Genomic DNA, 12,509 nt, shown 5'->3' on the forward strand with positions numbered 1-12,509 from the left:
GAGACGATGGCATCAAACGGTTTGTCATCACCAAAATGTGGAGCGCGCAGCGTATCGCCGAGCTGGATATTGAACTTGTCGTAGTTGATGTTGTGCAAGAACATGTTCATACGCGCCAGGTTGTAGGTGGTGTGGTTGAGCTCCTGGCCCCAAAAACCGTCTTCAATGATGTGCGCGTCAAAGTGCTTTTTGGCTTGCAACAGCAACGAGCCAGAGCCACAAGCCGGGTCGTAGATCTTATTGACGCTGGTTTGCTGATGCATGGCGAGCTGGGCGATGAGTTTGGAGACATGCTGCGGGGTAAAAAACTCGCCCCCAGACTTGCCCGCATTGGCAGCGTAGTTGGAGATCAGAAACTCGTAGGCATCGCCAAACAGGTCGATCTGACTGCCTTCAAAATCACTAAAATCCAGCCCGGCCACGCCCTTGAGCACGGCGGCCAGACGAACGTTTTTATCTTTGACGGTATTGCCGAGGCGGTTGCTGGTGGTATCGAAGTCCGCAAACAGACCTTTGATATCCAGCTCGGAGGGGTAGCCATTGGCAGAGCTCTCAATAGCGGAAAAGATCGCGGCGAGGTCGGTATTCAGGCTCGCATTGGTATGGGCGCTGGCAACGATGGTGGCAAATAGCTGGCTAGGGTAGAGGAAGTAGCCCTTGGTTTTGATGGCGTCGTCTTTGATGTCCGGGGTGATCACGCTATCGGGCAGCTCAGCATAGTGGATGTTGTCATCATCAGCTTCGATATAGCTGGCAAAGTTTTCGCTAATGAAGCGGTAGAACAGGGTGCCCAGCACATACTGCTTGAAGTCCCAGCCATCGACGGCACCTCGGACATCGTTGGCGATTTGCCATATCTGGCGCTGCAGGGCAGCGCGTTGTTGAGTGCTTGACATGAATGTTGCTCCTTTTTAGCTTGAGATAGAACGGCTATCTGTATTACCACAATATGACTACGGAAAAGTAGTCTCTAGCCTTGTTCTTTTACCACTACACGAAGGAGCTGCTTTGCGAAGGCTTCTGCCGCAGCGGCGTTTGCTCCCTTGTAAGGAGTGTTATGCCGCTGCGGTCAGAGTTACGATTTTGGGGATTGTGCCCCAAAGGCAATGCTCTACTTACCTGCCTCGCTGGTTCGGGTGCCGCCTGCGGCTTCGTACTCGGGGCTGTCTTTGCCGTAGAGCAGGCCGATGGCGGTGAGGAGCTTGGTGTTATCGCGGCGTAGCTCTTTCTCACCGTCCACGATCTGGTTAAGAAGGATATCGGCTTGGGCGAGGAGGCCGTTGTACTGAGTGAGAAGCGCCTCGATGGCCTGCTTTTTCTGCTCCGTTGCTGCGATACTCAGGCCCGCAGGGAGGGTTGGGGCGGGGGTTATCTGCTTGATACCGATAAGTCGCTGGTTGGTCTGATCTACTGCCAGAGAAGATCGTCGTTTGTATGCCATTGGTTTCTCCTGAAAGAAGGTCGTTTGTAGTGAGCGACGGTTGCTCATCCCTATGCTACCCTGCTTCTTCGGAGAGAGCAAATGTACGTATAAATTCTCCTTATGTATATGCATAAGCCGTTTATGCATATGCACAATAAACTTATGGATATGCATATTTCCGGATGTACGTAGATATACTCCTTGAGCATATCTGCATGAGCTTATGTATATCCACAAGCTGCTTATGCATCTACATAAGCAGCTTATTTTCAACTATGCCGAGCTTTTCCACGAATCATTGCCGCCCCATGAAATGGGGCGGCTGCAATGGCGCAAGCGCCGCAAAGCCCGTGCCGGGCTACCGAGTTGGTTCCCCAGCCCGGAACGGGCTTTGCAGCCGAAGGCTATTGCAGACGCCGGTTTCCAACCGGCGGCACAGTGGTTCGTGAAAAAGGCTCATAGCCTCAGGTTTTCTTGCGGATGGAGTAGAGCTTGCTCTCGGTGCGGATCAGCAGGCGCTCGCCGACCAGAGCGGGGGTGGCTTGTGCCATCTCGCCGAGGGGGTTGGTGTGGAGCAGCTTGAAGGTCTCGCCTGCGCTGACCACAAACGTGTCGCCTTCCTCGCTGAGGCAGAAGATCTTGCCGTTGTAGGCCCAGGGCGATGTTGTGAAGTTGCCCGCCGTGCCGAGGCGCTCTTTGTAGGTCTGCTTGCCGGTCTTGGCATCGTAGCGGCTCAGAATCCCCGTCTCCGTGAGGGAGTAGATCGCGCCCTCGTAGGCCAGCGGGGTGGGCAGGTAGGTGCCGCCCCGCGCTTGGTTCCAGACCACGAAATCGTTGGACGTGCCGCCACGCGGAAGCGAGATGTCGCCCGAAGCGCCCGGCTTGAGGGCGTAGAGCCCGCCGCCACGACCGCCATTGATATAGAGCAGGCCCTCGTAGGCAAACGGTGTCGGGATCGGGGCGGGCGACATTCCGGACAGACGCCAGAGTTCCTTGCCTGCCAGATCGTAGCTCACCGCCACGCCAGGGCCGACCGTGACAATCTCGGTGCGCTGGGCGTGCTTCCAGACAAACGGGGTCGCCCAGCTAGAGCGAGCCTGCGGGGCCTGGGAGATGGCAAGATCCCGGTTGGTGCGCCAGAGCTGCTTGCCAGTCTTGGTGTCAAAGGCGGCGAGGTACTGTTGCTTCTGGTTGTCGCTGAGAATGACCAGCTGGTTGCCCACCAAGACCGGCGAGCCACCCGTGCCAAACTCCAAGTAGATCGGGTTGATCTCTAGTTTCTTGGTCCACGCCAGCTTGCCGGTGAGATCGTAGGCCCACACCCCGAGATTTGCGACATAGATATAGACAAACTTGCCATCTGTAACCGGCGTCTCCGACGTGAAGCTGTTCTTGCGGTGCCGCCCTCCCGGCGGGTGGCCCGCGTAGAACTCTTTCTTCCAGCTTACTTTTCCGCTCTTGAGGTCCAGGCAGTAGAGAAAGTAGTGCAGGTTCACCTCGCTTGGGAGCTCAAAGTCCCGCTCGTTGACCTTCTTCATGATCTCCGCCTCGCTGAGCCCCTGCTTGGCGAGCTCGGCAACGTACTCATTACTGTACTCGGTGCCGACTTGGGGCGCCTTGGACTTGCCATCGGTGGTGGCCGTGGTCACAAAGACTTTCTCACCCACGACAATCGCCGACGACCACCCGCGCCCGGGGATGGTCTGCGCCCACTCGACATTCTGCGTCTTACTCCAGCGATCTGCCAGCCGCGCATTGGCGCTCACCGGATTGGCGTTCGGCCCCCGAAACTGCGGCCAGACCGAGGTCTGCGCCTGAGCCGGGGAGATCAGGAGAAGCCCCACAAGGGCGGTGAGAGAGGCAAGTGTTGGTTTCAAAAGAGTGTTCATTCCTGTATATCGCCAAAAGCTGACAATGTTATACACTACACTGTCGCAGATTGACCTGCCAACTCGCGCCGAGCCGATTAGCCCCGCCCGACTAGCGGCATCTTGGTGGCCATGACGGTCATAAACAAGACATTGGCATCCAGCGGCAAGTTGGCCATGTGCAGCACGGACTGTGCCACATGCTCCATGTCCATGGTCGGCTCTGGGGCCAGTGCGCCGCTGGCTTGCAGGATGCCATCGGCCATCTTCGCCGTGTTCTCCGTCAGGGCATTTCCGATGTCAATCTGGCCACAGGCAATATTGTATTTTCTTCCATCCAGCGCCGTGGACTTGGTGAGCCCCGTCACGGCGTGCTTGGTAGCGGTGTAGGGCGCGGAGTTGGGGCGCGGTGTCTGGGCGGAGACCGAGCCGTTGTTGATGATGCGTCCGCCCATGGGGGTCTGGGTTTTCATCAATTTGAATGCCTCTTGTGTGCACAGAAACGCCGCCGTGAGGTTGGTCTCCACCATCGCCTGCCACTGCTCGTAGGTCAGCTCCTCCAGTAAATGCGTTCCTTTGAGGACAACCCCAGCGTTGTTGAAGAGCACATCGAGCCGCCCAAACGCCGCTTGGGTCTGGGCAAAGAGCGCCCGGATCGCCTCAGGATCACGCAGATCGGTGGGAACGATAAGGGCATTTGTGCCCCACTCCCCTGCTTCAGAGACCGTCTGCTCCAGCGCGTCGGAGCGCCGCCCGGCCAGCGCAACCGAGTAGCCATCACGGAGCAACGCCAGAGTGACTGCCCGGCCCACGCCACTTCCCGCTCCCGTCACCAGTGCGACTTTGCTCATTTGTGTTTTTCTTCTTTCTGCTCTTCTTCTTTCTGCTCCGGCCAGGTCAGCGCAAAGAGTGCTGCAAGCAGCGGTAGCACGCCCGCCACCAAGATCATCGGGGCGAACTTACCCATGGCATTGACATGCGTGTCGGCGTAGCGGCCCACCAGGGGGTGGAGCAGGGAGTTGATGAGCCAGGAGGAGGCCCCCACCGCCCCAAGGCACTTGGACGTGTGCTGCGGCGAGACATCTTGGATCAGTGCATAGAGGATCGCAAAGCCCCCCATCAGCCCCGCACCGACAATGCAGTAGAGCGGCACCATGACCTCACGCCCCGGAATGAAAACAAGCGGCGTCGCCAGCAGGCAGAGGCCCGAGGAAAGCAGGAGTATCTTCTTACGGGCACGCTCGACGGAGCAAGTGGCGGAGACGAACTTGCGGGCCAGATAGCCGATCCCGATACTGCCTACATCTGCGGTTAGATAGAACGCGATGAGGAGATACTGGAGCTGCTGATCCGTGAACTTGAGATCAATCACCAGGTGCCGTGGGAGCCAGACGCGGTAGAAGTGCCAGCTCATGTTCACCGCTACCCCCAGTGCCAGCGCGATCCAGAACTTCCGTAGCCTAAAGACCGAGACAAACGGGACAGGAACAAAATCGGTAGCCTTGGCGGGCGCGTGCGCGATCTCGGCGGCCCGCTCGCCCCGTGTGACCAGCTGCCACGCCACGACCCAGACCAGGCCGATGGCACCGACGATCATAAACATCTGCCGCCAGCCCTCGCCGCTAGGCTTCACGAGCGCCAGAACCAGCAGCGGGGTCACCACCGCCCCGACGGTCATCCCGCTATTAAACACACTATTGGCCAGTGCCCGAGACTCACGTGGAATGATTCGCCCGATGATCCCGACGGCAACCGGCCAGTTAAACGCCTCGCCGCCGCCCAAGATAATCCGGCAGACCTGGAGCTGAAAGAGTGTCTCGACAAAGCCCGTCGCAAAGCCTGCCGCGGACCAGACCAGCAGGGCGAGTGGGTAGAGCCAGCGCAGGTTCACCCGGTCGGCAAGGAAGCCCGCCAAGAGCAGAAAGACCGCGTAGGAGTAGCCAAACACCGCCTCCAGCTGGCCGTAGCCCTCCTCGCCGAGCTTAAACTCCGCCTTGATAAAGGTCGAGATGGATCCCAGGGTCTGGCGGTCCATGTAGTTGATCATGGTCGCAAAAAGCATCATCGCGACGACATACCACTTCCATTGAGGAATGGTGGATTTGGGTGAGTCGGTCATATTCATTGTACGGAGAGCAGCTTCTTCATCGCCTCGCCCATGGCCTCCCCGATGAGGTAGTAGGTCTCCGCGTTGGTGTTCCAGTGGTAGCCCTGGCCCGTAGGCGACTGCTCTTTCGTGCGCCAGAGTGCTTTGGTACTCACAAAGGCCACATTGCCCTTGAGCTCCGGGCGGGCGGCTGCGTTGGCCTGGGCCTTCATGAGCGAGAGAGCGCGGGGATGCGTCTCCGTGGGGCCATTCATCCCGGTTTCGGCGATGACAAACGGGAGCGCGGGGGCTCCGAGGTCTTTGCGCATATCTTGAATGAAGGCCACCATGTTGCTCTCGTACTCGGCGTTGAACTTGTCGCTGATCCGGTCGTTCCAGCCCTGGTGCCAGCCAAAGCCCGCTAAGACATAGCGCCCATCGCTGCCCGGCACGAGCTCTTTAACCCGAGCAAGCGCCGCCTTGGCGCGCGTGAGTGTCTCGCGGTAGTACTTGCCGAGACTCTCCGGGTTCTTCGCCAGCTCCGCATCGCCTTTTTCACCCAGCGAGTACGGGAGCTTGCCCGCGCTTGGCGGACGGAAGTCTATCGCGAGGCTCTTGCCGCCCCAGGCGCACTTGATGAGTAGCACCGGCTCATCGAGGGTATCGCCCATCACCCAGCCAAAGCCCAGCTCGGGGCCGATCTTCTCGGGTGTCGCGCCAAAGCCCACGGTGAGCGGGCCTTTTCGCTCCAGATACGAGATCCAGACATCGTCGCGCTTCTTCCACTGACCGGCGGCACTTGGGTCTTGGAGCGGCGCGAAGTGCTTGGTCGTGGCGGGGTCTTTCGCCAGAAACTCCAGCGAGCCCTTGCCCTCGTTGCGCTTGGGATCGGCGGCGATAAAGCCCTGGCCCTCCATGTTGGACTGCCCGGCAAGAATAAAGACCCGCACGGGCTTGCTCTGCGCCAAGGCGGGGAGGCTGGCTACGAGCAAAACCGCAAGAGAGAGAATTGATTTTTTCATTTGTTGATTTGTTTCTTAGCGGGGCACGATCCAGATGTTGCGGTAGACAACCGGGTTGCCGTGATTTTGAAGGAAAACGGGTCCTTCGGGTCTGGTCAGCGGACCGGTAAGAGGGGCGGAGGTGGTGAAGTCTTTCGTCAGCTCCAGACTCTCGTGCACCAGAACGCCGTTGAGCCGCACGGTGATGCGCGGCCAGGCGGTGCGCTTGCCAGATGCATCAAATGTCGCGGCGGTAAACTCGACATCGTAGGTCTGCCAGGCGAGCGGCGGCAGGCACATATTGAGCCGTGGCTTGGAGATCGAGTAGATCCCACCGCACTCGTTGTCTTGGCCTTCGAGGCCAAACGAGTCGAGGACTTGCGTTTCCCAGCGGCCGCTGTGGTAGACGCCGCTATTGCCACGCCCCTGACCACGGGCTGCGGGCATGTACGGGGTACGGAACTCAAGATGCAGGGTGTAGCTGGCGAATGTCTGCTTGGTGATGGCATCGGTCGCCTGGAGATGCCCGCTCTCGACCTTACCACGCTCCCAGGCATCGGTGCTCTTGCCGTCGAAGAGAATCGTAGCGCCGCGCGGGGGCTTCTTGCCCAGAGTGGGGCTGCGGCGCTCGACACGCTTGAGCTTCTTGCGGAGAGTCAGAGCCTCTTCTTCCTTGAGCGGGGTACGGGGCCTGCCAGGCTCCCAGCCTGCGCCGGGAAGGCCGCCCTCAAAGAGATAACCGTCGAACTTACCGCCCCCGAGCGCCACTAGCTGGAGCCCGAGTCCCTTGCCGACGTACTCGCCTTGAACCGTGAAGTCCGGGTCTTCCCGCTTGGCGATAGCGGGGTCTATCCAAGTTCTGGAAGCATTTTGTCGCATACTAAACTGTTTCTCCAAAGCGCCATCCTTCACGGACAGGCTCTTTCACAAAGGCGTTGAGCTCGGGGTGGTTGGTGATGCGCCCTGCCTTGGCATCCCACTCGATGCGGGTGTTGAAGCGCTGAGCTAGGACGCCCAGCAGGATGATCTCGGTGAGGTTGGCCGCCACTTTGAAGTTGGAGCCGGGCTCAGGGCCTTCGCCCTTGATGGCCCGCATCCACTCCCGAAACGGCCCACCCTGCACGCGCGGGAGGGTCTTGGCCGGTGGGCTGGCCTTCCACTTCTCGCGAACGACTTCTGGCAAGATCAGCGGCTGCCCGGCGTGCGTGCCGCAGCCAAGGAGGCCTTTGGTGCCAAGGAGCCAGCAAGCGCGCCCGATGAGTGCGTCTTCGTCCGCACCAAACGTATTGACCTGACCGGCTCGCTTCCAGTCCGACGCACCATCGAACCAGTCGAGGATCACGGGGCCACGCGTGCCTTTGGCGGGAAAGTGGAAGCGGATGTGGCTGGCTTTGGGGATCAAGCCCTCCAGTGACTTCTCGCGGTAGAGGCACTCGACCACCGTGGGTGGGCCGAGATCGAGCGCCCAGACAGGCGTGTCAAACGTGTGACAGCCGAAGTCGCCGAGCATGCCGCTGCCAAAATCATAGAAGGCGCGCCACTTCTGCGGCAGGTAGTCGCGGTAGAACTCCCGCTTCACGGTCGGCCCTAGCCAGAGATCCCAGGCCAGCCCGTCGGGGATCGCCGAGGGCGGCGGCGGCATGGTCGCAGGGTTACCAAAGTGGGTTCCTCCCATCTCCGGACCGTCGTTGCGACAGAGCACCCGAGCAACGTCCCCAATCACCCCGGCACGTACGGCCTCGACGGAGTTACGGATACCGTCATCGGCATGGCCTTGGTTGCCCATCTGCGTGACGACCTTATAGCGCTCCTGCGACTTGGCAAGTGTCCGACACTGCCAGATATTGTGGGTGAGCGGTTTCTGCGTGTAGACATGAATCCCCCGCTCCATCGCCATCTGCGTGGCGGCGAAGTGGGTGTGATCGGGTGTCGAGACTACCACAGCATCGATCTCTTTGTGCATCTTATCCAGCATCACCCGAAAATCATCGAAGAACGGCTGGTTGGTGCGCCAGGCCTTCATGTTCTCCGCGCACTGATTGCGGTCCACATCGCAGAAGGCGACGAGGTTTTCCTCGGAGCACCCTTGCTTGTAGGGCTGCTGGGCGATCCAGCCGCCGGAGCCGATAAAGGCGATATTGAGCTTGCCATTGGCAGACTTGCCTGGCTTGCCAATCGCGAAAGGAGGAGAGGTTTGACGTTTCATAGGTCGGTTCTCTGCATCATTCCTTACCACGATGCCCTTTTCCTCCGAGTGCCTTCGCCAGAAATGGCTTGAGGCGCTCGGCGTAGACCGCGTAGCCCTCAAGAGTGAGGAGGCCTAGCACTTGGATCTTGGGATCGCTCTCCAGCTTAAGGGGATCGAGCGTGGCGCGGCAGCCTCGATACCGCCGTGGTCTAAGCTGTCCCAGGGCGACGCGGTGCCGGGACATCCATGCTGATGTAGCCACCCCGTCCCTCCCAGACTCGCTCTGATTTCTGCTGTATGTTTGTTCCTAGTTCTTTCCCTGCGCAAGAAACTCTTCCCGCGTGAGAATACCATCGTGGTTGGTGTCGAGTTTTGCAAAGCGTGCCTTGGCGACGTCTGAGTCGGGCTTGTTGCGGATAAACTGCTCCAGGGTCAGCTTGCCCGTTTTTTTCGTGTCGAGCTTATCGAAGCGCTCTTCCAGCACTTTCGTCTCGGTTGTTGCGGCAGCGGCAGCTTCTTTCTTTTGAGCATTTTTAGCCTTGTTGGCATGGCGACCCGTGCCATCGCCGGTGTCCACGATGCCGCCTGCGGGGTTGAGTGTGGCGAGTACGGCAGCCAGGCGTGTGCGGGCGGCTTTGGCAGCAGGTGTCTCGCTTCCGGTGGCGATGAGCTTCTCAGTGAACGGGGCATCGGCCATGTCGTAGAGCTCGCCGAGCTGGTTGAGCTTCCAGCCCTGTTCGCGGACATACCACCTATTGGCGAGCTGGTTATAGACCCAGGAGCGTGGCTTGCCGGGCTTGCCCTGGAGCTGCGGAGCGAAGCTCACCCCATCGAAGACAGTTTTCTCGGGGAGCTTTGCGCCCGTTAGCTCCGCGAACGTAGGGAGCATGTCGGTGGAGTCAATCAGCGTGTTGGAGACTTTCCCAGCGGGTGTCTTGCCAGGCCAACTGGCGATCATCGGCACATGCCCTCCCCCCTCCAACATCGAGCCTTTTGAACCCGAGAGACTCCGTCCGTGGATCGTAGAGAGCTCACTGGGGCCTTTTGCCGTCCCATTGTCACCGATAAAGACAATCAGTGTGTTCTGGCGCAGCTTCAGCGCATCGAGCTGGGCGACAAGCTTGCCGACGAGCTTATCCATGTAGCGAATATTGTCGCCAAACAAGTCCTTGCTACCCGGCGCACTATCGGGCGTCGGCTGGATATCACCGTGGACATGCACCATGGAGTAGTAGAGAAAAAACGGCTTTGCCTGGTTTTTCTTCAGAAACGCCATCGCCTGCTCGTGCATGATGTCTGGCATGTACTCTTTGTCGGTGAGCTTGAGTTCCTTGCCATTAGCGCGATACACCTCGACCTTGCCGCCGGGCTTGTTCTGATAGACGCCGCTGCCGTTAAATCGCAGGTAGTCATCGAAGCCCGCCTGGTTGGGCTCGCCGGGAAGCTGTCCCCACTTGCCAATCGCCGCCGTCGCGTAGCCCGCCGCTTTAAGCGTATTGCCCAGCCGAAGCTCCTCAAGTGGCAGCTGCTGGCAGGCATCTTGGTTGGTAGAGCCATTGCGAAACGCATAGCGCCCCGTCATGATCAGTGCCCGCGACGGCCCACACAGCGCCGCCGTAAATGCCTTCGTGTAGCGCGTCCCTGAGGCGGCAAGCTTGTCGATCTGCGGCGTCTTGGCATTGTCAGAGCCGTAGCATCCCACATTTCCTATCCCCAGATCATCGGCCAGAATAAAGATAATATTGGGCTTCTCTGGCGGCGCAGCCTGCACGGAGCGCACCATACCAAGCGAAGCACAGAGCAGAGGGAGAGCAAAAAGGAGCTTTGATTTCATGGGAATCCTTGACGATATTTACCTGACTTTGGTTCTAAACATAACTCAATGGGAGCCTTTCTCGCGAATCGTCATCCACAACCGTGTCCGCCCCATAGAATGAGGCGTCTGCAGTGGCGCAAGCGCCGCAAAGCCCGTGCCGGGCTCCCACATCTACAGCCCGGCACGGGCTTTGCAGCCGAAGGCTACCCAGACGCCTCAGTCTTTCTTTTTGTAGAAATCGAGCATCTGCTTGTAGCGTGCACGGTCTGTGGCCTCGCCACGCCCACTGACCTCAATCCCTGTCTCGTAGTAGATGCCTTCTTTGAGCCCACGGTTGGCCAAGTCCCGCCGGGTTTTGTTGAGCTTGACATGGCTCTTGAGCGCGGTCTTAAAGGCATCGGAAAGCTTGGCGAGCTGGTTTCCCGGCACTTCCCCGACCACTTTACCCGTGGCACCGAAGATATCAGGCTCGATGATTAAAACGCCCTCTTTAACCGTATTGCCCGTGAGCTTAGCAAGCTCTTTGGGGTCTACCGTGCTCGCAAAGGTAAAGCGCCCTGCAAAGTCTGTGGCCCACGCCTGCTCTGCGACTTTGGCCTCGATCTCATCTTGGCGCTTGGCATGGGGGGCGAGCACGAGCACCAGGGGGAGCAAGTCCGCCGCTGCTACCGCCAGCCCCACTTTGACATTCAGGGTGACAGGCAGCGAGGGCTTTCCGGTTGCTTCCTTGAGGGGATACTTTGCCGCCAGCGCGTCCATGCCCTTGGCCATCGCAGGCGCATCGGGGAAGAGATCACGGGGGCCACGACCCGGACCACGCCCCCGCAGAGCGTACTCATTTCCCTCGGGATTCAGAATTGCAAACGACGTATTGGCAGGCTCACGGCCACTCATTCGGGCCACAAACTGCTTCTCGGCCTCGTTCTCGTAGGACGTCAGCCGGATACACACAAACTTCTTAGCCGAAGTAACTACCTCGGGATGGAGCAGGAAGCCCTGGTCCATCGTGACCTTGCCCGGTCACCACATGCCGGAGACGCCCGCACAGTGGGGCGCAGCGCTCACAAACAAAATAGGCTTTCCCGTGCGCTTGGCCTCCGCGAGCCCTCGTGCGAGAGTGGCGTACCAGGCAATCGGTGCCGGGTCTTTCGCCTCCCGCTTGACCTCGGGTTTGGCGGTGTCTTGAAATCTTCTCATCGTTGTTCCTTCGGGTAGATTTTAAGAGCAATTAATGAAAAATCCATGAGGAGTTCTCGGAATGGTAGTAGATTCATTTACCACTCCAGTGTTTGTAGGGCATTATCGCGAGATTGGAGTTGTAGTACCGCGCATCGCCGGTGACCTCCGCGCCGATCCACTCGGGTAGCGCGAGCGCTTGCGCCTCGGACTCGAGCTCGATCTCTGCGACCACGAGGCCTTCATTGTCCCCGAGAAATGCGTCGATCTCCCAGCGCAGTCCCGCGTGCTCGACAACATGACGCATCTTCTCCACCAGTGGCCCATCGCAGAGTGTGAGAAGCGCTTTGGCGTCTTCGAGAGGAATCGTGTACTCAAACTCCGCCCGGCTCGCTCCCGTGGTGATGCCCTTGACCGTGAGAAAGCCATGCTCACCGGCCACGCGGACACGCACGGTTCGGTGCTTGTCGCGGTTGAGGTAGCCTTGGCAGTAGTAAGTGGGCGTGGTGCTCTGCCAGTCGGTGCCTGTGACGAGAAACTTGCGCTCTATCTCCGTTGCCATGTGGACGATCATACCTGCAAAGACGGAACCCTGCGCAAATCTATAGCATAGGAGCCGTATGCAAACAAAGACAACACGGCTCCTTGGGGGCGCACTAGCCGCGCTCACCTTGCTCGGGGTGACTCCGGGCATCACGCGGGCACAGGGCAAGCGCCAGCAGCAACAACGACAGAAGACCAAGAACGACTGGCGCAATCTCGCGACACTAGCCGGAGGACTGGCCGCCTTTGGACTGATTAACTCACCTTACGCAGTGCCGAGTTGATAAAATGGGTTTGGCCCCATGACGGCCTGAAAAGCCCATGACGACTTCGCGCCTACTCGACCTCTACACGGACTATCTGCTCTGTTCCTTCGGGCAGACAACAGCCACCGGACTTGCCGCATTG

The 12,509-nt window shown here is 59.2% G+C and carries 14 protein-coding genes; 1 reads left to right on the forward strand and 13 read right to left on the reverse strand.

Annotation, left to right across the window (positions count from 1 at the left end):
- The 13 genes from AC1XOS_RS13200 to AC1XOS_RS13260 form a co-directional block, all read right to left on the reverse strand.
- Window positions 1-896 (reverse strand): type I restriction-modification system subunit M (locus AC1XOS_RS13200; protein ID WP_481962687.1); only part of this gene is annotated, 896 nt, incomplete at its 3' end.
- Window positions 897-1,111: 215 nt separating this feature from the next.
- The gene (locus AC1XOS_RS13205) at window positions 1,112-1,441 is read right to left on the reverse strand and encodes a hypothetical protein (RefSeq protein WP_481962688.1); all 330 of its coding nucleotides are present in this window, start codon (window positions 1,439-1,441) and stop codon (window positions 1,112-1,114) included.
- Between the two features lie 446 nt (window positions 1,442-1,887).
- Window positions 1,888-3,312 (reverse strand): outer membrane protein assembly factor BamB family protein, encoded by a 1,425-nt coding sequence (locus tag AC1XOS_RS13210; RefSeq protein WP_481962689.1) that lies wholly within the window; start codon window positions 3,310-3,312, stop codon window positions 1,888-1,890.
- A gap of 77 nt (window positions 3,313-3,389) precedes the next feature.
- The gene (locus AC1XOS_RS13215) at window positions 3,390-4,142 is read right to left on the reverse strand and encodes an SDR family oxidoreductase (RefSeq protein ID WP_481962690.1); all 753 of its coding nucleotides are present in this window, start codon (window positions 4,140-4,142) and stop codon (window positions 3,390-3,392) included.
- On the reverse strand, window positions 4,139-5,410 hold the full coding sequence (locus tag AC1XOS_RS13220) for an MFS transporter (protein WP_481962691.1): 1,272 nt from the start codon (window positions 5,408-5,410) through the stop codon (window positions 4,139-4,141). Before AC1XOS_RS13220 ends, AC1XOS_RS13215 begins: the two co-directional genes overlap by 4 nt.
- Window positions 5,411-5,412: 2 nt before the next feature.
- The gene (locus AC1XOS_RS13225; RefSeq protein ID WP_481962692.1) at window positions 5,413-6,399 is read right to left on the reverse strand and encodes a sialate O-acetylesterase; all 987 of its coding nucleotides are present in this window, start codon (window positions 6,397-6,399) and stop codon (window positions 5,413-5,415) included.
- 15 nt (window positions 6,400-6,414) lie between these two features.
- A complete protein-coding gene (locus AC1XOS_RS13230) occupies window positions 6,415-7,257 on the reverse strand; it encodes a 3-keto-disaccharide hydrolase (RefSeq protein ID WP_481962693.1) in 843 nt (280 codons plus the stop codon).
- Window position 7,258: 1 nt separating this feature from the next.
- A complete protein-coding gene (locus AC1XOS_RS13235; protein WP_481962694.1) occupies window positions 7,259-8,584 on the reverse strand; it encodes a Gfo/Idh/MocA family protein in 1,326 nt (441 codons plus the stop codon).
- A gap of 16 nt (window positions 8,585-8,600) precedes the next feature.
- Window positions 8,601-8,810 carry a hypothetical protein gene (locus AC1XOS_RS13240; protein WP_481962695.1) on the reverse strand — a complete coding sequence of 70 codons (210 nt, stop codon included), beginning with the start codon at window positions 8,808-8,810 and terminating at the stop codon, window positions 8,601-8,603.
- A gap of 63 nt (window positions 8,811-8,873) precedes the next feature.
- Window positions 8,874-10,400 carry a sulfatase-like hydrolase/transferase gene (locus tag AC1XOS_RS13245; RefSeq protein ID WP_481962696.1) on the reverse strand — a complete coding sequence of 509 codons (1,527 nt, stop codon included), beginning with the start codon at window positions 10,398-10,400 and terminating at the stop codon, window positions 8,874-8,876.
- A 198-nt stretch (window positions 10,401-10,598) separates the two neighbouring features.
- Complete coding sequence (locus AC1XOS_RS13250; RefSeq protein ID WP_481962697.1) at window positions 10,599-11,387, reverse strand: hypothetical protein; 789 nt, start codon at window positions 11,385-11,387, stop codon at window positions 10,599-10,601.
- A 15-nt stretch (window positions 11,388-11,402) separates the two neighbouring features.
- Window positions 11,403-11,579, reverse strand: coding sequence for a hypothetical protein (locus AC1XOS_RS13255; RefSeq protein WP_481962698.1), 177 nt, complete (start codon window positions 11,577-11,579; stop codon window positions 11,403-11,405).
- Window positions 11,580-11,652: 73 nt separating this feature from the next.
- Window positions 11,653-12,120, reverse strand: a complete 468-nt coding sequence (locus AC1XOS_RS13260; protein ID WP_481962699.1) for a CYTH domain-containing protein — start codon at window positions 12,118-12,120, stop codon at window positions 11,653-11,655.
- 58 nt (window positions 12,121-12,178) lie between these two features.
- Between AC1XOS_RS13260 and AC1XOS_RS13265 the strand changes: the two genes are divergently transcribed.
- Window positions 12,179-12,385, forward strand: coding sequence for a hypothetical protein (locus AC1XOS_RS13265; RefSeq protein ID WP_481962700.1), 207 nt, complete (start codon window positions 12,179-12,181; stop codon window positions 12,383-12,385).
- Window positions 12,386-12,509 lie beyond the last annotated feature (124 nt).

It is taken from the genome of Armatimonas sp. (genome assembly GCF_964826245.1).

Coding starts and splice junctions, on each gene's coding strand:
- AC1XOS_RS13245 (WP_481962696.1), bottom strand. CDS start 10,400: ATGAAATCAAAGCTCCTTTTTGCTCTCCCTCTGCTCTGTGCTTCGCTT.
- AC1XOS_RS13260 (WP_481962699.1), bottom strand. CDS start 12,120: ATGGCAACGGAGATAGAGCGCAAGTTTCTCGTCACAGGCACCGACTGG.
- AC1XOS_RS13225 (WP_481962692.1), bottom strand. CDS start 6,399: ATGAAAAAATCAATTCTCTCTCTTGCGGTTTTGCTCGTAGCCAGCCTC.
- AC1XOS_RS13240 (WP_481962695.1), bottom strand. CDS start 8,810: ATGTCCCGGCACCGCGTCGCCCTGGGACAGCTTAGACCACGGCGGTAT.
- AC1XOS_RS13230 (WP_481962693.1), bottom strand. CDS start 7,257: ATGCGACAAAATGCTTCCAGAACTTGGATAGACCCCGCTATCGCCAAG.
- AC1XOS_RS13255 (WP_481962698.1), bottom strand. CDS start 11,579: ATGAGAAGATTTCAAGACACCGCCAAACCCGAGGTCAAGCGGGAGGCG.
- AC1XOS_RS13250 (WP_481962697.1), bottom strand. CDS start 11,387: ATGGACCAGGGCTTCCTGCTCCATCCCGAGGTAGTTACTTCGGCTAAG.
- AC1XOS_RS13220 (WP_481962691.1), bottom strand. CDS start 5,410: ATGACCGACTCACCCAAATCCACCATTCCTCAATGGAAGTGGTATGTC.
- AC1XOS_RS13205 (WP_481962688.1), bottom strand. CDS start 1,441: ATGGCATACAAACGACGATCTTCTCTGGCAGTAGATCAGACCAACCAG.
- AC1XOS_RS13210 (WP_481962689.1), bottom strand. CDS start 3,312: ATGAACACTCTTTTGAAACCAACACTTGCCTCTCTCACCGCCCTTGTG.
- AC1XOS_RS13215 (WP_481962690.1), bottom strand. CDS start 4,142: ATGAGCAAAGTCGCACTGGTGACGGGAGCGGGAAGTGGCGTGGGCCGG.
- AC1XOS_RS13235 (WP_481962694.1), bottom strand. CDS start 8,584: ATGAAACGTCAAACCTCTCCTCCTTTCGCGATTGGCAAGCCAGGCAAG.
- AC1XOS_RS13265 (WP_481962700.1), top strand. CDS start 12,179: ATGCAAACAAAGACAACACGGCTCCTTGGGGGCGCACTAGCCGCGCTC.